The sequence below is a fragment of the Nocardioides phosphati genome (assembly GCF_014646375.1).
GTDB classification, from domain to species: Bacteria; Actinomycetota; Actinomycetes; order Propionibacteriales; family Nocardioidaceae; genus Nocardioides; species Nocardioides phosphati.
In genome coordinates, this window is the sequence record NZ_BMNI01000001.1 from 187,315 (window position 1) to 209,123 (window position 21,809).

The window sequence follows — 21,809 nt, forward strand, 5'->3', positions numbered from 1 at the left end:
AACCCATGACCCCGCGCCCCGACTACTCGGTCCTCCTCCGAGGCGCCGACCTCCGCGTCACCCGCCCCCGGGTGGCGACGATGGAGGCTGTCTGCGGCCACCCCCACGCCGACACCGAGACCGTCATCTCCGTCGTACGCCGGGGGCTTCCGGAGGTCTCCCACCAGGCGGTCTACGACTCGCTCGCGGCGCTGACCGCTGCGGGACTGGTCCGCCGGATCCAGCCCCACGGCCACGTGGCCCGCTACGAGTCGCGCGTGGGCGACAACCACCACCACGCGGTCTGCCGCTCCTGCGGCGCGATCGCCGACGTGGACTGCGCCGTCGGCGCGGCTCCCTGCCTCGACCCGTCCGCCGACCACGGCTTCGTGATCGACGAGGCCGAAGTCATCTACTGGGGCACCTGCCCCACCTGCTCTGCATCCGACCGTTCCTGAAATCCGACCTCGAAAGGTTCACCCCATGACCGACCCGACCGCGAGCAACCAGGGCGGCTGCCCGATCGACCACAGCGGAGTGACCGGGCAGGGGAGCGAGAGCGAGAACCCCGCGCTCGACTCGCCGCAGCCGAAGACGTCGCGCCCGCACTCCAACCGCGACTGGTGGCCCAACCAGCTCAACCTGGCCCCGCTGCGCCAGCACGGCGAGAAGTCCAACCCGCTGGGCGACTTCGACTACGCCGCCGCGCTCGAGGGTCTCGACGTCGAGGGCCTCAAGGCCGACATCAGGGCCATCCTCACCGACTCGCAGGACTGGTGGCCGGCTGACTTCGGTCACTACGGCGGTCTGATGATCCGCCTCTCGTGGCACGCCGCGGGCACCTACCGCATCTACGACGGTCGCGGTGGCGCCGGCGACGGCGGCCAGCGCTTTGCCCCGCTCAACTCGTGGCCCGACAACGGCAACCTCGACAAGGCCCGCCGCCTGCTGTGGCCGGTCAAGAAGAAGTACGGCCAGGCGATCTCCTGGGCCGACCTGCTGGTCCTCGCCGGCAACGTCGCGCTCGAGGACATGGGCTTCGAGACCTTCGGCTTCGCCTTCGGTCGTCCCGACGTGTGGGAGGCCGAGGAGGTCTTCTGGGGCCCCGAGGACACGTGGCTCGGTGACGAGCGCTACGCCGGTGAGCGCGAGCTCTCCGAGCCGCTCGGTGCGGTCCAGATGGGTCTCATCTACGTCAACCCCGAGGGCCCCAACGGCAACCCCGACCCGCTGGCTGCCGCCCGCGACATCCGCGAGACCTTCCGCCGCATGGCGATGAACGACGAGGAGACCGTCGCGCTGATCGCCGGTGGCCACTCGTTCGGCAAGGGCCACGGCGCCGGCGACCCCGACCTGGTCGGCCCGGAGCCCGAGGCTGCCCCGCTCGAGGCCCAGGGCTTCGGCTGGAAGAACGAGTTCAACTCCGGCAAGGGCGTCGACACGACGACCTCCGGCCTCGAGGTCACCTGGACCCCCACCCCGACGTCGTGGGGCAAGGGCACCGGCTTCTTCGACATGCTCTTCGGCTTCGAGTACGAGCTCGACAAGACCCCGTCGGGCGCCCACATCTGGACCGCCAAGGACGCCGACCCGATCATCCCCGGCGCCCACGGTGAGCCCAGCAAGAAGCCGCAGATGCTGACGACGGACCTCTCGCTGCGCGTCGACCCGACGTACGAGGAGATCTCGCGCCGGTTCCACCAGAACCCCGACGAGTTCCGCCTGGCCTTCGCCAAGGCCTGGTACAAGCTGCTCCACCGCGACATGGGTCCGATCTCGCGCTACCGCGGTCCGTGGGTCGCCGAGCCGCAGATCTGGCAGGACCCGGTCCCGGCCCACGAGGGTGCGCTCATCGACGACGCGGACGCCGCGGCGCTGAAGGCGAAGATCCTCGAGTCGGGTCTCTCGACCGCGCAGCTGGTGTCGGCCGCCTGGGCCGCCGCCTCGTCGTTCCGCAACTCCGACAAGCGTGGTGGCGTCAACGGTGGTCGCATCCGCCTCGAGCCGCAGCGCAGCTGGGACGTCAACAACCCGGCCGAGCTGGCAAAGGTCCTCGAGGTGCTCGAGCAGGTCAAGGCCGGCTTCGACACCGACGCGAAGAAGGTCTCCCTGGCCGACCTCGTCGTCCTCGCGGGCAACGCCGGTGTCGAGAAGGCGGCCAAGGACGCCGGTCACGACGTGACCGTGCCGTTCCGCGCCGGCCGCACCGACGCCACCGAGGAGCAGACCGACGTCGAGTCGTTCCGCGTCCTCGAGCCGCGTGCCGACGGCTTCCGCAACTACCTCCGCAAGGGCGACAAGACCCCCGCCGAGGTGCTGCTGGTCGACCGCGCCAACATGCTCTGCCTGACCCCGGCGGAGATGACCGTCCTCGTCGGCGGCCTGCGTGGCCTGGGCATCAACCACGGCGGCACCCAGCACGGCGTCTTCACCGACCGCGTCGGCGCGCTGACGACCGACTTCTTCACGAACCTGCTCGACATGGGCACCGAGTGGAAGCCGTCGCAGTCCGAGGCGGGTGTCTACGAGGGTCGCGACCGCGTCACCGGCGAGGTCGTCAAGACCGCCACGGCCGTCGACCTGGTCTTCGGCTCCAACTCGGAGCTCCGGGCCCTGGCCGAGGTCTACGCCCAGGACGACGCGCAGGCGAAGTTCGTCAACGACTTCGTCGCCGCGTGGACCAAGGTCATGGAGCTGGACCGCTTCGACCTGGTCTGATCCAGCACCAAGCACGAAGGGCCCGGTCACCTCACGGTGGCCGGGCCCTTCGGCGTACGACGGGTGGATCAGATGCGGTCGTCGACCTCGTCCGCGAGGTCCCCGATCGCGTCGGCGATGTCGTCCTCGCCGCGGTAGAGCAGGGCGCCGAGCACGCCGCCGACGAGCGGGGCGACGATGAAGAGCCAGACCTGCGCGAGCCCGTCGGTGTTGAACCAGGCGACGGCGAGGGAACGGGCCGGGTTGACCGAGGTGTTGCTGACCGGGATCGAGACCAGGTGGATCAGCGTCAGCGTGAGGCCGATGGCCAGACCGGCGAAGCCGGGCGTGGCGGCACGCGCGCTGGCGCCGAGGATCACGCGGATAAAGATCGCGGTCATGACGACCTCGACGACCGCCACGGCGAGCAGGCTGTAGCCGCCGGGGGAGTGGTCGCCGTAGCCGTTGGTGGCGAAGCCGTCAGCGGTCGTGAAGCCCGGCTTGCCGTTGGCGACGACCCACAGGATCGCGGCGCCGAGGGAGCCACCCAGGACCTGTGACACGACGTAGCCGGGGACGTCCGTCCACGGCAGCCGGCCGGCGGTGGCCATGCCGAAGGTGACGGCCGGGTTGAAGTGGCCGCCCGACACGTGGCCGAAGGCGTAGGCGCCGGCGACGACCGTCAGGCCGAAGGCGAGCGCGACGCCGAGGTAGCCGACCTCCTTGCCCGCGAGCACGGCCGTGCCGCAGCCGCCGAGCACGAGGACGAGGGTGCCGAGGAACTCGGCGGTCCAGCGTGAGGCCGGACCGTAGGTGGGTGCAGACATCAGTACCTCCCGGAGAAAAGTGGTGTTCTGTGGTGCCGACGCTAGGGCCAGCAGCACCGCCCGGCCTGCGTGCCGGCGTACGTCGATGTCCGTGTCGTCCGGGTCGTGCCGAGTTCGTCGGCCGAGCGGGTTCCCGAGGGAGAGCCGAGGGGGCAGGATGGGCCACGGTGCGAGCCCCGGTCGCCACGGGTTGCCCGCCTGAGATATCTTGACGTCAAGACATTGTTCAGCTCGCGAAAGAGGATGCCTCCGGTGACGGACCAGAAGATCATCTACACGCACACCGACGAGGCGCCGCTCCTGGCGACGTACTCGTTCCTCCCGATCGTCGAGGCGTACGCCGCCAAGGCGGGCGTGGAGATCGAGACCCGCGACATCTCCGTCGCGGCCCGCATCCTGGCGCAGTTCGGCCTCGCCGACGACGCGCTGACCGAGCTCGGTGAGCTGGCGAAGACCCCGGCCGCCAACATCGTCAAGCTGCCGAACATCTCTGCTTCCGTGCCGCAGCTCAAGGCCGCGATCGCCGAGCTGCAGGCCAAGGGCTTCGCCGTCCCGGACTACCCCGAGGCGCCCTCCACCCCCGAGGAGGAGGAGATCCGCGCGAAGTTCGACAAGGTCAAGGGCTCCGCGGTCAACCCGGTCCTGCGTGAGGGCAACTCCGACCGCCGCGCGCCGCTCTCGGTGAAGAACTACGCGAAGTCGCACCCCCACACGAACAAGCCCTTCACCGACGGCTCGAAGACCAACGTCGCCACCATGGGCGACCACGACTTCAAGGCCAACGAGAAGTCCGTGACGCTGGCCCAGGACGACACGCTGTCGATCGTCCTCGAGACCGCCTCGGGCGCCAGCAAGGCGCTGCTCGAGGGGCTCAAGGTCCTCGAGGGCGAGATCATCGACGCCACCAAGATGTCGGCCGCCAACCTCGATGCCTTCCTCGCCAACGCCATCGCGCGCGCCAAGGCCGAGGACGTCCTCTTCTCGGTCCACCTCAAGGCGACGATGATGAAGGTCTCCGACCCGATCATCTTCGGCCACGTCGTGAAGGCCTACTTCAAGGACGTCTTCGCGCAGTACGGCGACGACCTCGCCGCTGCCGGCCTCTCCGCCAACGACGGCCTCGGCACGATCCTCCCGGGCCTCGACGCGCTGGCCAACGGTGCGGAGATCAAGGCGGCGTTCGAGAAGGCCCTGGCCGACGGCCCGCGCCTCTCCTACGTCAACTCCGACCGTGGCATCACCAACCTGCACGTCCCGTCCGACGTCATCGTCGACGCGTCGATGCCGGCCATGATCCGCAACGGCGGCCGCCTCTGGGGCGTCGACGGCGGCGAGGACGACACGCTTGCGGTCATCCCCGACTCGTCGTACGCCGGTGTGTTCCAGGCCGTCATCGAGGACTGCAAGGCCAACGGCCCGCTCGACCCGGCCACGATCGGCAGCGTCTCCAACGTCGGCCTCATGGCGCAGGCGGCCGAGGAGTACGGCTCGCACAACAAGACCTTCGAGATCGCCGAGGCCGGCACCGTCCGCGTCCTCAACGCCGCCGGCGACGTGCTCCTCGAGCACGACGTCGAGGCCGGCGACATCTGGCGCGCCTGCCAGACCAAGGACATCCCGGTGCAGGACTGGGTCAAGCTGGCCGTCAACCGCGCCCGCGCCTCGCAGCAGCCGGCGATCTTCTGGCTCGACGAGTCGCGCGCCCACGACGCCGAGCTGATCAAGAAGGTCAACACCTACCTCGCCGACCACGACACCGAGGGCCTCGAGATCCGGATCCTGTCGCCGGAGCTCGCCTGCTCCTACTCCCTCGAGCGCATGCGCAAGGGCGAGGACACGATCTCCGTGACCGGCAACGTGCTCCGTGACTACAACACGGACCTCTTCCCGATCCTCGAGCTCGGCACCTCGGCGAAGATGCTCTCCGTCGTCCCGCTGATCAACGGTGGCGGCCTCTTCGAGACCGGCGCCGGCGGCTCGGCCCCGAAGCACGTCGAGCAGCTCGTCAACGAGAACTACCTCCGCTGGGACTCCCTCGGTGAGTTCTTCGCGCTCGTCCCCTCCTTCGAGAAGTACGCCGAGCAGGCCGGCGTCGCCGGTGCGCAGGTGCTCGCCGACACCCTCGACGCCGCGACCGGCACGTTCCTCAACGAGGACCGCTCGCCGGGCCGCAAGCTGGGCACGATCGACAACCGTGGCTCGCACTTCTACGTGGCGCTCTACTGGGCCGAGGAGCTGGCGAAGCAGACGGCCGACGCCGATCTCGCTGCTGCCTTCGCTCCGCTGGCCAAGTCGCTGCGCGAGAACGAGTCGAAGATCGTCGACGAGCTCCTCGCGGTCCAGGGCCAGCCCGCTGACATCGGTGGCTACTACTACCCGGACGCCGAGAAGACCTCCGCGGTCATGCGCCCGTCCACCACGCTCAACGAGGCGCTCGCCGCCCTCTGATCCGCTGGTCGAGCCGCCGACGCCCGGTCACCCCGCAAGGGGCGGCCGGGCGTCGTCGTACGTCCGCTAGCGTGCCGCCCATGAGTACCGCGACCGCGACGTCACCGACGTTCATCCGCAGCGACTACGTCGTCCTCGGGGGAGGTGCGCTGGCCGTCGTCCTGGCCGGCATCGCGCACTACGCCGGGTGGGGCGAGGTCATGCCGTTCGTCCTCTCCGCGCTCGCGGTCACGCTGCTGGCCAGCCTCGTGGGCCGGTCGGTCGAGCAGCTCGGTGACCGCTTCGGGCCCGGGGCCACCGGCGTGCTCCAGTCGGCGCTGGGCAACCTCCCCGAGCTCTTCATCGCGCTCTTCGCGCTCAAGGCCGGGCTGATCGAGGTGGTCCAGGCGGCGCTGATCGGCTCGATCCTGGCCAACCTGCTGCTCGTGATGGGCCTGGCCTTCGTCGTCGGCGGCCTCAAGCACGGGCACCAGAAGCTCGACTCCCAGCGGGCGCGCACCATCGCCACCCTCATGCTCGTCTCGGTCGTCGCGCTGGTGCTCCCGTCGCTCGCGTCCTACGTGCACACGCCGGCCGCTGCGCACGAGAAGGCGCTGTCGATGATCGTGTCGGTCGCGCTGCTCGTGCTCTTCGTCCTCTCCCTGCCGGCGAGCCTGCGCAAGGGCTCGACCGGCCTCTCCGACGAGATGGTGCACGAGGCGCCGCGCTGGCCGATCGCCCTGGCCGTCGGGCTCCTGTCGGTCGCCGCGATCGCCGCGGCGTTCGTCTCGGACTGGTTCGTCAGCGCGCTGGAGCCGGCGATGGCCTCGTTCGGCATCAGCGACGCCTTCGCGGGTCTCGTCATCGTCGCGATCGCGGGCAACGCGATCGAGAACGTCGTCGGCGTGCAGCTGGCCGCGCGCAACCAGTCGGAGTACGCGTTCAGCGTCGTCATCAACTCGCCGCTGCAGATCGCGCTGGTGCTCGCGCCGCTGCTGGTGATCCTCTCCCAGGTCTTCGGCTTCGCCGCCCTCACGCTCGTCTTCCCGCCGATGCTCGTGGTCGCGGTCTTCCTGGCGGTGCTGATCGCGGTCGTCATCACCGTCGACGGCGAGTCCAACTGGCTCGAGGGCGCCGCCCTCATCGGGGTGTACGTCGTCGTGGCCGCGTCCTTCTGGTGGGGCTGACCACGCCGGCGTGACGCGATCGTGACCGGGGTGCCGGAATGGCGCCGTGCGTCGCCGGGTTGGGCCCCACGTGACCTCTGCCAGCGCTGACGCCCCGCCCGCCCGCCACGTCGGTCTGGCGATCCTCGCGCTGGCGGTCGGTGGCTTCACCATCGGCACCACCGAGTTCCTCACGATGGGCGTGCTGCCCGAGATCGCCCGCGGCGTCGACGTCAGCGTCCCCGCCGCCGGGCGCGTCATCTCGGCGTACGCGCTGGGGGTCGTGGTCGGCGTGCCGATCCTGGCGTTCTTCGGCGCCCGGGTCCCGCGCCGCGGCATGCTCGTCGCCCTGATGGCGGCGTACGCCGCGGCCAACGTCGCCTCCGCGCTCGCGCCCGGCTACCTCGTGCTCGCGGCGGCCCGGTTCGTCGGCGGCCTCCCGCACGGCGCGTTCTTCGGCGTCGCCTCGCTCGTCGCCGCCGGCCTCGTCGCTCCCGAACGCCGGGGCCGCGCGGTCGCCAGCGTCATGCTCGGGCTCAGTGTCGCCAACGTCGTCGGGGTGCCCGCCGCCACGTGGCTGGGGCAGCACGCCGGCTGGCGCGCGTCGTACCTCCTGGCGGGTGTGCTCGCGCTGGTGACCGTGGCGATGGTGCTCGCCTTCGTGCCGCACCAGCAGGCGGGGGAGGCGAGCGGGCGCGAGGAGGCGAAGGCGTTCTTCGGCAACCTGCAGGTCTGGCTGACGATGGCGGTGGGCGCGGTCGGCTTCGGCGGCCTCTTCGCCGTCTACTCCTACATCGCCAAGACCGTGACCGTCGTGGGCGGCCTCGGTGCGGCGACCGTGCCGCTCTTCGTGCTCGCGATGGGCCTCGGCATGGTGCTCGGCACTCCGCTCGCCGGTGAGCTGGCCGGCTGGTCGGTCTTCCGCTCGATGATCCTGGCCTCGATCGCGACGGCGGTCGTCATGGTCGGCTACTGGTACGCCGCGCCCCACGGCTGGCTGCTGTGGCCGGTCGCGCTGCTGGTCACCGCCACCGGCTCCGTGCTCGTGGTCAACCTGCAGCTGCGGTTGATGGATGTCGCCGAGGGTGCCGTGACGCTCGGTGCCGCGATGAACCACGCCGCGCTCAACATCGCCAACGCCCTCGGCGCGTGGCTCGGTGGCGTCGTCATCTCCGCCGGCTGGGGCTACCGCTCGCCGGCGCTGGTGGGCCTGGTGCTCGCCGTCGTCGGCCTCGTCATCCTGCTGGTCTCGGCGCGCGTGCACGTGCGCGGCCGCGACCGGGTCCATGCCGACGGCCAGGCGGTCGCGGCCTGATCCCGGCCTGACACAATGGAGGGCATGTCCTCCGCTGCCACGCCGGGCTCGACGGCCCGCCCGCGGGTCCTCTCGGGGATCCAGCCGACGTCCGACACCATCCACCTCGGCAACTACCTGGGTGCGGTGCGGCAGTGGGCGCAGCTCCAGGACGAGTTCGAGGCGTTCTTCTTCGTCGCCGACCAGCACGCGATCACGGTCGAGCAGGAGCCGAAGAAGCTCCGCGAGCGCACCTACCGCGCCGTCGCGCAGCTCCTCGCCGCCGGCGTCGACCCCGAGCGCTCCGCCGTCTTCGTGCAGAGCCACGTGCCGGCGTCCGCGCAGCTGGGCTGGGTGCTCGAGTGCCTGACCGGCTTCGGCGAGGCGCGCCGGATGACGCAGTTCAAGGACAAGGCGGCCAAGGGCGGCGAGGGTGCGGCGTCCGTGGGCCTGTTCACCTACCCGATGCTGATGGCGGCCGACATCCTGCTCTACCGCCCGCACTTCGTGCCGGTCGGCGAGGACCAGCGCCAGCACCTCGAGCTCACGCGCGACCTCGCGCAGCGCTTCAACTCGCGCTACAAGAAGACCTTCCGCGTTCCGGAGCCGCACATTCCCGCGGCCACGGCGAAGATCATGGACCTGCAGGACCCGACGAAGAAGATGTCGAAGTCGTCGTCCTCGCCGGCCGGCCTGATCGACGTCCTCGACGAGCCCGGCGTCACCGCGAAGAAGATCCGCTCCGCGGTCACCGACTCCGGCGCCGAGGTCCGCTTCGACGAGGAGGAGAAGCCCGGCGTCAGCAACCTGCTGACCATCTACTCCGCCCTCTCCGGCACGTCGATCCCCGACCTCGAGGCGCAGTACGCCGGCCGCGGCTACGGCGACTTCAAGAAGGACCTGGCCGAGGTCGCCGTCGAGTTCGTGACGCCGTTCCGCAGCCGCACGCTCGAGCTCCTCGACGACCGCGACCAGCTCGACAAGGTCCTCGCGCTGGGCGCCGAGCGGGCCAACGCCGTCGCCAACGCGACGCTCCGCGACGTCTACGAGCGTGTCGGCTTCGTCGCACCGTCCGCTCGGTAGGGTCTGCGCATGCCCACCATCGGTGTCTCGATCGCGCTCCCGGAGCCCTGGGCCAGCCAGCTCCAGGAGTACCGCACGTCGATCGGCGACCTGACCGCGGCCAAGATCCCGACCCACATCACGCTGGTGCCGCCGACCGAGGTCGACGACGTCGCCGCGATCGAGGACCACCTCGCCGACCAGTCGGCCGGCTTCGCGGCGTTCCGCATCCACCTGCGGGGGACGGGTACCTTCCGTCCCGTGTCGCCCGTCGTCTTCGTCAATGTCGTGGAGGGCATCGCCGAGTGCGAGCAGCTCGCCGCCGCCGTACGCCGTGGCCCGCTCGCGGGCGACGCCGAGTTCCCGTACCACCCGCACGTGACGATCGGGCACCACCTCGAGGACGCAGCGCTCGACCGGGCCTTCCTCGAGCTCGAGTCCTTCGACGGCAGCTTCATCGTCAACGACTTCCACCTCTACGTGCACGACGACGACCTGGGCTGGCGCATCGACCGCTCGTTCCCCCTCGAGCCGGTGCCGCTCGCCCCCGGACCGGTCCGCGCCGGAGCCTGACGTGGCCTCGCTCAAGGACCGCGTCCTCGCCCCCGTCCGCGAGGCGCGCGAGCGCGTTCCCGTGCTCGACCACGCCTTCCGCACGATCGAGCACTACGGCAAGCACGACGGCAGCCTGTACGCCGCCGGCGTCACGCTCGCGGCGTTCCTCGCGGTCTTTCCGCTGATGGGCCTGGCCTTCGCGGTGGTCGGCTTCATCGCGCGCTGGATGCCACCCGGCCTCGACGCGGAGCAGACCCTGGTCAAGGCGATCGACGGTGTGCTCCCCGGCATCGTGCAGGTGCCCGGCCAGGCCGCCGTGCAGGGCGCGCTCAAGCTCTCGACGTTCCAGGACGCCGCACCCGCGATCCTGTCCATCGGCCTTCCCCTGGCGCTCTGGTCGGGCCTCGGCTGGCTCTCCAGCCTGCGTACGGCCCTGCTGACGGCGTTCGAGGAGACCCAGGCCGAGCGGCCCAACTGGGTCGTCGGCAAGGTCCGCGACGTCTCCGCCCTGGCGGTGCTCGGCCTGGTCCTGATGCTCTCGGTCGCGATCTCCGGCGTCGTCGGCGCGCTCGCGCCCCGGCTGCTCGACCTCGTCGGCCTCGACACGCACTTCAGCTGGGTCCTGCGGCTGCTCACGCCGCTGCTCGGCATCGCGGCCAACGCCGTCCTCTTCGCCGCCATGTTCGTGCTGCTCGCGCGCCCACGGCTCGGGCGGACGGCGCTCTGGTCGGGCGCGCTGCTGGGTGCCCTCGGCTTCGAGGTGCTCAAGCTCGCCTCGGTCTACCTGCTGAAGTCCACGGCGCACCAGCCCGCCTTCCAGGCGTTCGGCATCGCGCTCATCCTGCTGGTCTGGATCAACTACTTCAGCCGCCTCGTCCTGTACGCCGCGGCGTGGGCGCAGACCTCGCCCCGCGCCGCCCACACCGCCATGCGCGTGGCGTCGGGGCCTGATCGCACGGGGGAGGGGCCCGTCGTGGCGCCCGCCGCCGCCGGCGTGGGCGTGCCCCAGGCGTGGCAGCGCGCCTCCTCGGAGCCCCTCAAGCCCGCCGCAGCGGCCGGAGCCGGTGCCCTCGGTGCCGCGGCCCTCGGTGCCCTCGCCTGGCGCCTGCTCGGCCGCCCGCGCGACTGAACCCCTCACCCAAGGAGCACGATGAAGTTCGAGAAGAAGCACGCCGCCCTGCTGATGGGCGTCGCGCTGTGGAACGTCTGGACCTGGGGCACCTTCATCAAGAACCTGTCCGCGGCGTACGAGCGCGGCGAGCAGCACCCGACCGGCTACTGGGTCGCCCACACGATCCTGATCATCGTGAACTTCATCATCGCCGGCGTGCTCGGCACCCTCGGCTGGAAGGCCTGGCGCTCGGCCGACCGCGAGACCAGTCAGCGCTGAACGCGGGTCCAGCTCTTCCCGAGGTCGTCGCTGACATAGAGCTCGGCCTGCGACCACGAGGTGGCGTAGAGCCGGTCTGCGACCGACTGGACCGGAGCAGGTTCCGTGGTGCCCGGCACCTCGAGGGGGCGCAGGGAGCCGTCCGCCTGCTCGAGCAGTGTCGGTGTGCTCTCGCCGCTGACCAGCAGTCGGCCTGTGCTGGTGCGGTCGAGCCCCACCGTGACGGTGTGGGTCAGCTGGTCGCGAGCGATCGGGGTGCTGCGCCAGGCGTGGTCGACGGCGCCGGGCTGCGTGGAGCGACTCCAGATCGCCTGGAACTCGTCGTACTCGGCCACGGTGCTGCTGCGCTGCGGGAACATCAGCCGGCCTCCGGCGTACGCCATGTCGACGGTGGGGGAGGAGCCGGCCGGGAGGTCGACCGTCTCCGTCGTCCACGGCGCCACCCCGCCTTGCGCGGAGGCGATCCGTGCGTCGCCGTCCCGGGACCACAGGCGCATGACCCAGACCCTGCCGGTCTCGTCGAGCTGGACGGCCTGCGGGTTGGCGGGCGTCCTGGGCAGTCGGTACGCCGCGTGGTCGGCCGGCCGGTAGAAGGACCGGTCTCCGGTCCAGGCACGCACCAGCACGTCGCCGGCGCGCGTGGCGCGGCGTTCGGCGTGGAGCGGGATCGTGGTCAGCGCGCCGGTGGGCGCGACGTGGATCAGGGGCGTCTTCGAGTAGTTGTCGATCACGAAGCCGTCCGGTGCCGGGACCACCTCGGTCGTGGCACCCTGCTCGAAGACGATGCCCAGCTTGCCGTCGGCGATCCTCGCGCCCTCGAGGTCGTACAGGCGCCACGCTGCCTGCGAGGGACCTTCGTCGTCCTCGGGCTGGACCTGCCAGGTGGTCAGGGTCCGGTCGCCCGAGGTCGCCACCGATCCCGGGCGTCCAGCGTCGATGATCTGGTCGGCAGTCGCCTCCTTGTCGCCGGCCACGCGCCACTCGCGCTGCGCGTCGTGCGGGTGGCCCGCTGCAGGGGAGGGGCTGGGCTGGGTGCCGCACGCGCTCAGTGCGGCGCCACCCGCCAGGAGGGCCGCGGCGGCGAGCGCGCGCATCCGGATCATGGCCGGATCCTACGGGGGCGGAAATGCCGCACGGCGCCGTACCCGCGAGGGGAACGGCGCCGTGCGTCGGTACTGCTGGTGTGGCTCAGTAGCCCTTGGCCATCGCGGTGCGAAGGTCCTTGTTGAGCCGGGAGATCACGTCGAGCGGGATCTCCTTCGGGCACGCCGCGGCGCACTCACCGATGTTGGTGCAGCCACCGAAGCCCTCGGCGTCGTGCTGGCCGACCATGGAGACGACACGGGTGTCGCGCTCCGGCTGGCCCTGCGGCAGCGAGCCGAGGTGGGTGATCTTGGCGCCGAGGAAGAGCGAGGCCGAGCCGTTGGGGCAGGCCGCGACACAGGCACCACAGCCGATGCAGGTGGCGACGTCGAAGGCCAAGTCGGCGAGCTTCTTCTCGACCGGCGCGGCGTGGGCGTCGGGCGCCGAGCCGGTGTTGGCCGAGATGAAGCCACCGTTCTGGATCATCCGGTCGAACGCCGAGCGGTCGACCACGAGGTCCTTGACGACCGGGAACGGGTCCGCGCGCCACGGCTCGACCGTGATCTCGTCGCCGTCCTTGAAGGAGCGCATGTGGAGCTGGCAGGTGGTGGTGACCTCCGGGCCGTGGGCCTGGCCGTTGATCATCAGGCCACACATGCCGCAGATGCCCTCGCGACAGTCGCTGTCGAAGGCGACCGGCTCCTCGCCGTTGGCGTTGAGCTGCTCGTTGAGCACGTCGAGCATCTCGAGGAACGACATGTCCTCGGAGACACCGGCGAGCTCGTAGCGGTGCATCGCGCCGGCAGCCGTCGCGTTGGCCTGCCGCCAGATGTTCAGGGTCAGGTTCATGGTGCCGCTCACTTGTAGCTCCGCTGCTTCATCTCGATGGCCGTGTAGATGAGGTCCTCCTTGTGGAGGATCGGGTTGGCGTCCTCGCCACCGAACTCCCACGCGGCGACGTAGGCGAACTCGTCGTCGTGACGCAGCGCCTCGCCGTCCTCGGTCTGCGACTCGCCACGGAAGTGGCCGCCGCAGGACTCGCGCCGGTTGAGGGCGTCGATGCACATGAGCTCGCCGAGCTCGATGAAGTCGATCGTGCGACCGGCCTTCTCGAGGCTCTGGTTGAGGCTGTCCGCGGTGCCCAGGACCTTGAGGTTGGTCCAGAACTCCTTCTTGAGGTCACGGATCAGGCCGATGGCGGTCTTGAGACCCTCCTCGGTGCGCTCCATGCCGCAGTACTCCCACATGATCTGGCCGAGCTGCTTGTGGAACGAGTCCGCGGAGCGCTCACCCTGGATCGACAGGAACTTGGCGATGCGCTCCTCGACCTCGGCCTTGGCCTCGACGACGGCCGGGTGCGACTCGTCGATCTTCTCGAACGGGCCGTCGGCGAGGTACTCGCGGATGGTGTTCGGGAGAACGAAGTAGCCGTCGGCCAGGCCCTGCATCAGCGCCGAGGCACCGAGGCGGTTGGCGCCGTGGTCGGAGAAGTTGGCCTCGCCCGAGCAGAAGAGACCGGTGATGTTGGTCTGCAGGTGGTAGTCCACCCAGAGGCCACCCATGACGTAGTGGACGGCCGGGTAGATGCGCATCGGCGTCTCGTACGGGTTCTCACCCGTGATCCGGGCGTACATGTCGAAGAGGTTGCCGTACTTCGTCTCGACGGCCTTCTGACCCATGCGGGCGATGGCGTCGGCGAAGTCGAGGTAGACACCGCGGCGGACCATCTGCTCGGTGCCGTCGGGCTGGATCTCCTTGACGGCGGGACCGACGCCGCGGCCCTCGTCGCACATGTTCTTCGCCTGGCGGGAGGCGATGTCACGGGGGACCAGGTTGCCGAACGACGGGTAGATCCGCTCCAGGTAGTAGTCGCGGTCCTCCTCGGGGATGTCGCGCGGGTCCTTGGCGCAGTCCTCGGCGTTCTTCGGGACCCAGATGCGACCGTCGTTGCGGAGGGACTCCGACATGAGGGTCAGCTTCGACTGGTGGTCGCCGGTGACCGGGATGCAGGTCGGGTGGATCTGCGTGTAGCAGGGGTTGGCCATGTAGGCGCCCTTGCGGTGCGCACGCCACGCGGCGGTGACGTTGGAGCCCATCGCGTTGGTGGAGAGGAAGAAGACGTTGCCGTAGCCACCGGAGGCGATGACGACGACGTCCGCGAGGTGGGTCTCGACCGCGCCGGTGACCATGTCACGGGTGACGATGCCGCGGGCACGACCGTCGGCGACGATCACCTCGAGCATCTCGTGGCGGGTGTACTGCGTGACCGTGCCGGCCGCGACCTGGCGCTCCATGGCCTGGTAGGCGCCGATCAGCAGCTGCTGACCGGTCTGGCCACGGGCGTAGAAGGTGCGGGAGACCTGGACGCCACCGAACGAGCGGTTGTCGAGGAGGCCGCCGTACTCGCGGGCGAAGGGGACACCCTGCGCGACGCACTGGTCGATGATGTTCGCCGAGACCTCGGCGAGGCGGTAGACGTTCGACTCACGGGAGCGGTAGTCGCCGCCCTTGACGGTGTCGTAGAAGAGGCGCTCGACCGAGTCGCCGTCCTCCTTGTAGTTCTTCGCGGCGTTGATGCCGCCCTGCGCGGCGATGGAGTGCGCACGACGCGGGGAGTCCTGGTAGCAGAACGACTTCACGTTGTAGCCGGCCTCGCCGAGCGTGGCGGCGGCGGCGCCGCCGGCCAGGCCGGTGCCGACGATGATGATGTCGAGCTTGCGGCGGTTGGCCGGGTTGACCAGGCGGTTCTCGAACTTGCGGCGCTGCCAGCGGGTGTTGATCGGGCCGGTGGGGGCCTTCTCGTCGATGAGCGGCGCACCGAGCGTGTAGAAGCCGGCGGCGTCGTCGGACTTCTGGACGGACGGCTGGTTGGTCGGGATCGTGCCCGACGGGTCAGGGGTACCCATGAGTCAGTGAATCCCTTACTTGGTGACGATGCCGAAGAGCACGGACAGCGGAATCAGCGCGAAGCCACCCGCGATGACGATGGCGACAACCAGGCCGGCGTCCTTGGCCCGGGCACGCGAGCTCGCGGCGTTGGTGAAACCGAGCGTCTGGCAGGCGCTCCACACACCGTGGTGCAGGTGGAAGCCGAGCGCGACGAGCGCGAGCAGGTAGATGACGCTGATGTACCAGACCGAGGGGTCGAAGGTGTCGACAAGCAGGTTGTACGGGTCGTGGGTGGCGCCACCGGTCGGGTTGATCTTGCCGATCGTGAAGTTCAGCAGGTGCCAGATGATGAAGAGGAAGAGCGCGAGGCCACCCCAGCGCATCGTGCGCGAGGAGAGCGAGCTGCCCTTGTTCTTCTTCACGACATACTTCGTCGACCGCGCGCTGTGGGCGCGTCGGGTCAGCGCGATCGCCGAGGCCACGTGGACGACCAGCGCGGCGATGAGGCCGACGCGGATGATCCACAGCAGTCCGGCGTGCGGAAGCATGGGCTCACCGATGGTCCGCAGGTGCTCCGCGTACGTGTTGAACGCGTCGTGGCCTGCGAAGACCTTCAGGTTGCCGTACATGTGGGCGAGGAGGAAGCCGATGAAGATCAGGCCACTCACTGCCATGAGCATCTTGAGCGCAATCGTCGACCGGGTCGACTTGCTGCCAGTTACGAGGGTTGCCACGGGGGTCACCGTACCGTCCCTCGCCGGTGGGCGTTACACGTGACGGGTGTGACATTTCCGGGTCCGGGAACTTAGGCAAGCCTTCGTTCGTCTGACCCTGTCTGGGGACTCACGGACGCACAGCCGCTGTCGGCGCTGACGTGCTGTCCGAGGAGCTCGGTGAGCGCGGTGGGCCAGTCCCGGCGCTCGGCCTCGGCACGGGCCGCCCGACCGATCCGGTCGCGCAGATCGGCGTCGGCGAGGAGAGCCGCAACGGTCCGTCGCAGGTCGGCCGGCGACCGCGGGTCGTGCAGCATCCCCGTGTCGCCGTCACGCAGGATCGCCTCCGCTCCGCCGGTCGCGGGTGCGACGACGGGAACTCCGCTGGCCATCGCTGCGCGGACCAGGTGGCCGCAGGTCTCGAGGCTGCTCGGCTGGACGAGGAGGTCGAGGCTGGCCAGGGCGGTGGCCAGCTCGGCGTCGGGCAGACGACCGGTCAGCCGGACGTCGGGCACCTGGGCCGCGAGCCAGGCCTGCTGCTTGCCCTCGCCGATCACCACCAGCCGGACACCGGGCACGCGCGCGACGTCCGCCAGCCGGCGTACGCCGTGGGAGCGCTTGAGCGGTCCGGCGTGGCCGACGACGACGCGGGGACCGGCCTTGGCCCGGGCGCGGGCCCAGGAGTCGTGGAGGCGCTCGTCGCGGAGCGCGGGGGAGAAGGCGCGGCTGTCGACGCCGGGCAGCCAGAGGCGGGCGCCGGGGGCACCGAGATCGCGGCACCGCGCGACCATCCACTCCGCCGTTGCCACGACGTGGTCCGCGCGCGGCGCGACGCTGCGGCTCCACACCTCCGCATCGAGCGGCCCGACGGGCGCGGCCTGCACCACCAGCGGCGGTACGCCGAGCGCCCGCGCGTGCTTGAGCACCTTGCGACCGACCTTCGTGGGCGAGAGGGCGACGACGCGGTCGGGCGCGAACGCGGTGAGCGCAGCACGCACCTGGGCGCCACGACCCTCGCGCACGTTGATCCGCGCCACCCGTTGGCGGCGGTAGTCGGCGAGGCCGGGCCCTGGCGCGAGCACGAGCACCTCATGGCCCGTGTCGACGAGATGGTCGACGAGCGCCTTGGCGGTCCGGGTGTCCGCGTCGGTGGCTGGGTAGAATGCCTCCGCGGAGACAGCGATCCTCATGCGCTCCACGGTCGCGGGCGCGGGTGTCCGGTCCGTCGCGCGACGGTGGACTCCGCGTGAACGTCGCTCGGGCAGTCACGCGCCGTCGACGAGGCGGCCCCAGCGCACCGCCGGGATCGTGCGGGGCGGAAGTGATCCGCGCCGGATCGCCTCGGCTGCGTCGATGATCGCCCTCCGGGACGCGCTCCAGTTGCCGGTGTCCCGTTCGCTCCACGGTGTGAAGCCGCGCCGGACCTCGACGGTCCAGCTCATCCCGAAGAAGACGCGGAGGAGCAGGACGACCGGCAGGAGAGCGAACAGGAAGGCGAATTCGAAAGCCGCGAAGAAGACGACCAGGACGATCGGCAGGAAGGCAGCCACCAGGACCAGCGCGACCAGGAAGAGCAGGCCGATGACGAGGTCGTCGATGCTGTCGGCCCCGGACGTCGGGTCCAGGAAGTCGAGGGGCGCGTCATCGAGCGAGCGGATCCGCCGCCGCCACGGCACCCAGCGCCGGCTGACGCGCCACACCTGGCCGTCGGGGTCGGTCACCTTCACGGGGTGAACCTACGGCGCGGGGCGACCACTGGGCAGGAATACGTCACACGTGGTGGCAGGTGAGGTGACTTGCTGCCTATTGTTCGCAGCATGACTGGCCCCACTGAGGACCGTCTTGCGCTTGCGTCCGAGCAGGACCGGCATTCAGCAGCTGATTGGGAGAAGATCACTGCTGCTGTGCTGCGCAAGTCGGGTCGACTGACCGACGAAGACCCCGACGCCACTGTCTGGACGAAGCTGGCGCGCACCACGCTCGACGGCATCTCCGTCGCCCCGATCGGCACTCCTGCCGATCTGGAGGGCCTCGCGACCGCCGGCCGGCCCACCCGTGAGGGCGCGTGGGACATCCGTGCGCAGTACGACGGACCCGATGCCAAGGCGGTCAACCAGGCGATCCTGGCCGACCTCAACGGCGGCGTGACCTCGCTCTGGATCCAGCTCGGTGCGGGCCTGACCGCCGCCGACGTGGCGCCCGCGCTCGAGGGCGTCGACCTCTCCATCGCCCCGGTCGTCGTCGACGGCGGCATCGAGGGTGCCGAGGCGCTCGCCGCCCTCGACGGCCTGCACGCCGACTCCAACCTCGGCGCCGACCCGCTCGCCGTACAGCTCCGGGGTGGTGCTGGCGCCGACCTGGGCCAGGTCGCCACGGTCGCGAAGCTCGCGCAGCAGAAGGGTGTCCGCGGTGTCGTCGTCGACGCGACCGCTGCCCACGACCTCGGCGCCTCCGATGCGCAGGAGCTCGGCTACGCGCTGTACGCCGGCGTCTCCTACCTCCGCGCGCTCGTCGATGCCGGTCTGTCCGTCGAGGAGGCCGCCGCGCAGGTGGAGCTCCGGATCGCCGCGACCGACGAGCAGTTCCCGACGATCGCCAAGTTCCGCGCCGCGCGCCGGCTCTGGGCCCGTGTGCTCGAGCTCTCCGGTGCTGCCGAGGAGGCCCGCGTCACCCGCATCCACGGCGTGACGTCGCGGCCGATGCTGGCGAAGTACGACTCCTACGTGAACATGCTGCGCACCACGGTCGCGTCGTTCGCCGCCGGTGTCGGCGGCGCGGAGGCGGTCACGGTCCTGCCGTTCGACTCCGCCCTGGGCGTCCCGGACGCCTTCGGTCGCCGCATCGCGCGCAACACCAGCCACCTGCTCATCGACGAGTCGCACGTCGCCAAGGTCGCCGACCCGGCGGGTGGCTCCTACGCGGTCGAGAAGCTCACCGACGACCTCGCCCGCGTGGCCTGGGACGTCCTGGGTGAGATCGAGACCAGCGGCCTCGACGCGCTGACCACGAAGATCGCCGCCACCGTGGAGACCCGCGAGAAGCAGATCGCCCAGCGCAAGCGTCCGCTCACCGGCGTCACCGAGTTCCCGAACCTCGGCGAGACGCTGCCCGAGCGCACCCCGTCGCCGATCGCCGACGCGGTCCGCCGCTACGGCGCCTCCTTCGAGGCGCTGCGTGACGAGCCCGCGGCTGCGCCGGTCTTCCTGGCCACGCTCGGTCCGGTCGCCCACCACACCGCGCGCGCCACCTTCATCACCAACCTGCTCGCGGCCGGCGGCATCGCGGTCGAGGCCGCAGGTCCGACCACGGACGCTGCCGACCTCACGAGCAAGTACGCCGGCCAGAAGGTCGCCGTCCTCGCCGGCACCGACAAGGCGTACGCCGAGTGGGGCGCCGACGCGATCTCCGCGCTGCGTGACGCCGGCGCGGCGTACGTGATCCTGGCGGGCAAGCCCGGCGACCTCGCCGTGGATGATTCCGCAGCGATGGGCGTCGACGCCCTCGCGTTCCTCAACCGCACGCGGGAGGCACTCGCATGAGCATTCCCAGCAGCTTCGCCGGACTCCCGCTCGAGGGCGGCCAGCCGGCTCCCGGCCCCGACTTCGGCGCCGAGGCGTGGCAGTCGCCCGAGGGCATCCCGGTCCTCCCGGTCTACGGCCCGGAGCACCTCGAGGGCCTCGACGCGCTCGACACCTGGCCCGGCCTCTCGCCGTTCCTGCGTGGTCCCTACCCGACCATGTACACGACGCAGCCGTGGACCATCCGCCAGTACGCCGGCTTCTCCACCGCCGAGGAGTCCAACGCGTTCTACCGTCGCAACCTGGCCGCCGGCCAGAAGGGCCTCTCGGTCGCCTTCGACCTGGCGACCCACCGCGGCTACGACTCCGACCACCCGCGCGTGCGCGGTGACGTCGGCATGGCCGGTGTCGCGATCGACTCGATCTACGACACCCGCACGCTCTTCGACGGCATCCCGCTCGACACCATGTCGGTCTCGATGACGATGAACGGCGCGGTGCTCCCGGTCCTGGCGCTCTACATCGCGGCCGCGGAGGAGCAGGGCGTCAAGCCCGAGCAGCTCGCGGGCACGATCCAGAACGACATCCTCAAGGAGTTCATGGTCCGCAACACCTACATCTACCCGCCCGCCGGGTCGATGCGGATCATCTCCGACATCTTCGCGTTCACCGCGCAGAAGATGCCGCGCTTCAACTCGATCTCGATCTCCGGCTACCACATGCAGGAGGCCGGGGCGACGAACGACCTCGAGCTCGCCTACACGCTGGCCGACGGCGTCGAGTACATCCGCGCAGGCCTCGCGGCCGGCATGGACATCGACGCCTTCGCCCCCCGCCTGTCGTTCTTCTGGGCGATCGGCATGAACTTCTACATGGAGATCGCCAAGATGCGCGCCGCCCGCGCGCTCTGGAGCCGTCTCGTGCGCGAGTTCAACCCGCAGAACCCGAAGTCGCTCTCGCTGCGCACCCACTCGCAGACGTCCGGCTGGTCGCTCACCGCGCAGGACGTCTTCAACAACGTCGGCCGCACCGCGATCGAGGCGATGGCGTCGACCCAGGGCCACACGCAGTCGCTGCACACCAACGCGCTCGACGAGGCCATCGCGCTGCCGACGGACTTCTCCGCGCGCATCGCCCGCAACACCCAGCTGCTGCTCCAGCAGGAGTCCGGCACCACCGAGATCATCGACCCGTGGGCCGGCTCCTACTACGTCGAGAAGCTCACGCACGACCTCGCCGAGCGCGCCTGGAAGCACATCCAGGAGGCCGAGGCGGCCGGTGGCATGGCGAAGGCGATCGAGCAGGGCATCCCGAAGATGCGCATCGAGGAGGCCGCTGCCCGCACCCAGGCGCGCATCGACTCGGGCCAGCAGAAGGTCATCGGCGTCAACACGTTCCGCCTCCCGCAGGAGGACAAGCTCGACGTCCTCAAGGTCGACAACGCCGCGGTGTACGCCGCCCAGGTCGCCAAGCTCGAGCGCCTGCGCGCCGAGCGCAACGACGACGACGTACGCCGCTCGCTGGAGGCGCTCACCAACGCCGCTGCCGCCGGGTCCACCACGGACCTCGACGGCAACCTGCTCAAGCTGGCCGTCGACGCGGCCCGGGCGAAGGCGACCGTCGGCGAGATCTCGGACGCGGTGGAGAAGGTCTACGGCCGCCACCAGGCCGTGATCCGTACGATCTCCGGCGTGTACAAGAACGAGGTCGGCAACGACGACGCCGCAGCCAAGGTGCTGGAGGCGACCGCGAAGTTCGAGGAGGACGAGGGCCGCCGCCCCCGCATCCTCGTCGCCAAGATGGGCCAGGACGGTCACGACCGCGGCCAGAAGGTCGTCGTCTCGGCCTTCGCGGACCTCGGCTTCAACGTCGACGTCGGCCCGCTCTTCTCCACCCCGGAGGAGGTCGCCCAGCAGGCGGTCGACGCCGACGTCCACATCGTCGGTGTCTCCTCGCTGGCCGCGGGTCACCTCACCCTGCTGCCCGCCCTCAAGCAGGCGCTCAAGGACCAGGGTCGCGACGACATCATGGTCGTCATCGGCGGCGTCATCCCGCCCGACGACGTCCCCACGCTGAAGGAGATGGGCGCTGCCGCGGTCTTCCTCCCCGGCACGGTCATCGCGGAGTCGGCCCTCGACATCCTCAAGCAGCTCTCCGAGCAGCTCGGCCACTGATCCATCCCGTACGACGGGCGGTCACCCTGGTGGGT

Annotated in this window: 18 protein-coding genes; 11 read left to right on the forward strand and 7 right to left on the reverse strand. The window is 70.4% G+C overall.

The window, feature by feature from the left end:
- The first annotated feature begins 5 nt into the window (after nucleotides 1-5).
- Both IEX47_RS00935 and katG read left to right on the forward strand, forming a co-directional pair.
- A complete protein-coding gene (locus tag IEX47_RS00935) occupies nucleotides 6-437 on the forward strand; it encodes a Fur family transcriptional regulator (protein ID WP_188781996.1) in 432 nt (143 codons plus the stop codon).
- Nucleotides 438-462: 25 nt separating this feature from the next.
- Nucleotides 463-2,697 carry a catalase/peroxidase HPI gene (katG, locus tag IEX47_RS00940; protein WP_188781998.1) on the forward strand — a complete coding sequence of 745 codons (2,235 nt, stop codon included), beginning with the start codon at nucleotides 463-465 and terminating at the stop codon, nucleotides 2,695-2,697.
- 68 nt (nucleotides 2,698-2,765) lie between these two features.
- Here katG and aqpZ read toward each other — a convergent pair whose 3' ends face one another.
- Entirely contained in the window at nucleotides 2,766-3,503 is a 738-nt protein-coding gene (gene aqpZ / locus IEX47_RS00945) for an aquaporin Z (protein WP_188782000.1), read from the reverse strand.
- Between the two features lie 243 nt (nucleotides 3,504-3,746).
- Between aqpZ and IEX47_RS00950 the strand changes: the two genes are divergently transcribed.
- From IEX47_RS00950 to IEX47_RS00980, 7 genes are all read left to right on the forward strand, one after another.
- Nucleotides 3,747-5,951, forward strand: coding sequence for an NADP-dependent isocitrate dehydrogenase (locus IEX47_RS00950; protein ID WP_188782002.1), 2,205 nt, complete (start codon nucleotides 3,747-3,749; stop codon nucleotides 5,949-5,951).
- Nucleotides 5,952-6,031: 80 nt separating this feature from the next.
- The gene (cax, locus tag IEX47_RS00955; RefSeq protein ID WP_188782005.1) at nucleotides 6,032-7,117 is read left to right on the forward strand and encodes a calcium/proton exchanger; all 1,086 of its coding nucleotides are present in this window, start codon (nucleotides 6,032-6,034) and stop codon (nucleotides 7,115-7,117) included.
- Nucleotides 7,118-7,187: 70 nt separating this feature from the next.
- Entirely contained in the window at nucleotides 7,188-8,411 is a 1,224-nt protein-coding gene (locus IEX47_RS00960; protein WP_229662522.1) for an MFS transporter, read from the forward strand.
- Nucleotides 8,412-8,426: 15 nt separating this feature from the next.
- The gene (gene trpS / locus IEX47_RS00965; protein WP_373289199.1) at nucleotides 8,427-9,473 is read left to right on the forward strand and encodes a tryptophan--tRNA ligase; all 1,047 of its coding nucleotides are present in this window, start codon (nucleotides 8,427-8,429) and stop codon (nucleotides 9,471-9,473) included.
- Nucleotides 9,474-9,482: 9 nt separating this feature from the next.
- Nucleotides 9,483-10,025: a 2'-5' RNA ligase family protein gene (locus tag IEX47_RS00970; protein ID WP_188782008.1), complete on the forward strand. Its 543-nt coding sequence runs from the start codon at nucleotides 9,483-9,485 to the stop codon at nucleotides 10,023-10,025.
- A 1-nt stretch (nucleotide 10,026) separates the two neighbouring features.
- Complete coding sequence (locus IEX47_RS00975) at nucleotides 10,027-11,136, forward strand: YihY/virulence factor BrkB family protein (RefSeq protein ID WP_188782010.1); 1,110 nt, start codon at nucleotides 10,027-10,029, stop codon at nucleotides 11,134-11,136.
- Between the two features lie 21 nt (nucleotides 11,137-11,157).
- The gene (locus IEX47_RS00980) at nucleotides 11,158-11,397 is read left to right on the forward strand and encodes an SCO4848 family membrane protein (RefSeq protein ID WP_188782012.1); all 240 of its coding nucleotides are present in this window, start codon (nucleotides 11,158-11,160) and stop codon (nucleotides 11,395-11,397) included.
- Here the strand turns inward: IEX47_RS00980 and IEX47_RS00985 are convergent.
- The 6 genes from IEX47_RS00985 to IEX47_RS01010 form a co-directional block, all read right to left on the reverse strand.
- Nucleotides 11,388-12,500, reverse strand: a complete 1,113-nt coding sequence (locus IEX47_RS00985) for a hypothetical protein (RefSeq protein WP_188782014.1) — start codon at nucleotides 12,498-12,500, stop codon at nucleotides 11,388-11,390. The genes IEX47_RS00980 and IEX47_RS00985 overlap by 10 nt on opposite strands.
- A gap of 85 nt (nucleotides 12,501-12,585) precedes the next feature.
- On the reverse strand, nucleotides 12,586-13,329 hold the full coding sequence (locus IEX47_RS00990; protein ID WP_188782831.1) for a succinate dehydrogenase/fumarate reductase iron-sulfur subunit: 744 nt from the start codon (nucleotides 13,327-13,329) through the stop codon (nucleotides 12,586-12,588).
- Nucleotides 13,330-13,337: 8 nt separating this feature from the next.
- The gene (locus IEX47_RS00995; protein WP_188782016.1) at nucleotides 13,338-15,386 is read right to left on the reverse strand and encodes a fumarate reductase/succinate dehydrogenase flavoprotein subunit; all 2,049 of its coding nucleotides are present in this window, start codon (nucleotides 15,384-15,386) and stop codon (nucleotides 13,338-13,340) included.
- A gap of 15 nt (nucleotides 15,387-15,401) precedes the next feature.
- Nucleotides 15,402-16,103 carry a succinate dehydrogenase cytochrome b subunit gene (locus IEX47_RS01000; RefSeq protein WP_188782018.1) on the reverse strand — a complete coding sequence of 234 codons (702 nt, stop codon included), beginning with the start codon at nucleotides 16,101-16,103 and terminating at the stop codon, nucleotides 15,402-15,404.
- A gap of 71 nt (nucleotides 16,104-16,174) precedes the next feature.
- The gene (locus tag IEX47_RS01005) at nucleotides 16,175-17,272 is read right to left on the reverse strand and encodes a glycosyltransferase (protein ID WP_188782019.1); all 1,098 of its coding nucleotides are present in this window, start codon (nucleotides 17,270-17,272) and stop codon (nucleotides 16,175-16,177) included.
- Between the two features lie 75 nt (nucleotides 17,273-17,347).
- Nucleotides 17,348-17,809 carry a hypothetical protein gene (locus IEX47_RS01010; RefSeq protein ID WP_188782021.1) on the reverse strand — a complete coding sequence of 154 codons (462 nt, stop codon included), beginning with the start codon at nucleotides 17,807-17,809 and terminating at the stop codon, nucleotides 17,348-17,350.
- Nucleotides 17,810-17,899: 90 nt separating this feature from the next.
- Between IEX47_RS01010 and IEX47_RS01015 the strand changes: the two genes are divergently transcribed.
- Both IEX47_RS01015 and scpA read left to right on the forward strand, forming a co-directional pair.
- Nucleotides 17,900-19,621 (forward strand): methylmalonyl-CoA mutase subunit beta, encoded by a 1,722-nt coding sequence (locus IEX47_RS01015; protein WP_188782023.1) that lies wholly within the window; start codon nucleotides 17,900-17,902, stop codon nucleotides 19,619-19,621.
- Nucleotides 19,618-21,774, forward strand: coding sequence for a methylmalonyl-CoA mutase (gene scpA, locus IEX47_RS01020; RefSeq protein ID WP_188782025.1), 2,157 nt, complete (start codon nucleotides 19,618-19,620; stop codon nucleotides 21,772-21,774). The genes IEX47_RS01015 and scpA overlap by 4 nt, the downstream gene beginning before the upstream one ends.
- Nucleotides 21,775-21,809 lie beyond the last annotated feature (35 nt).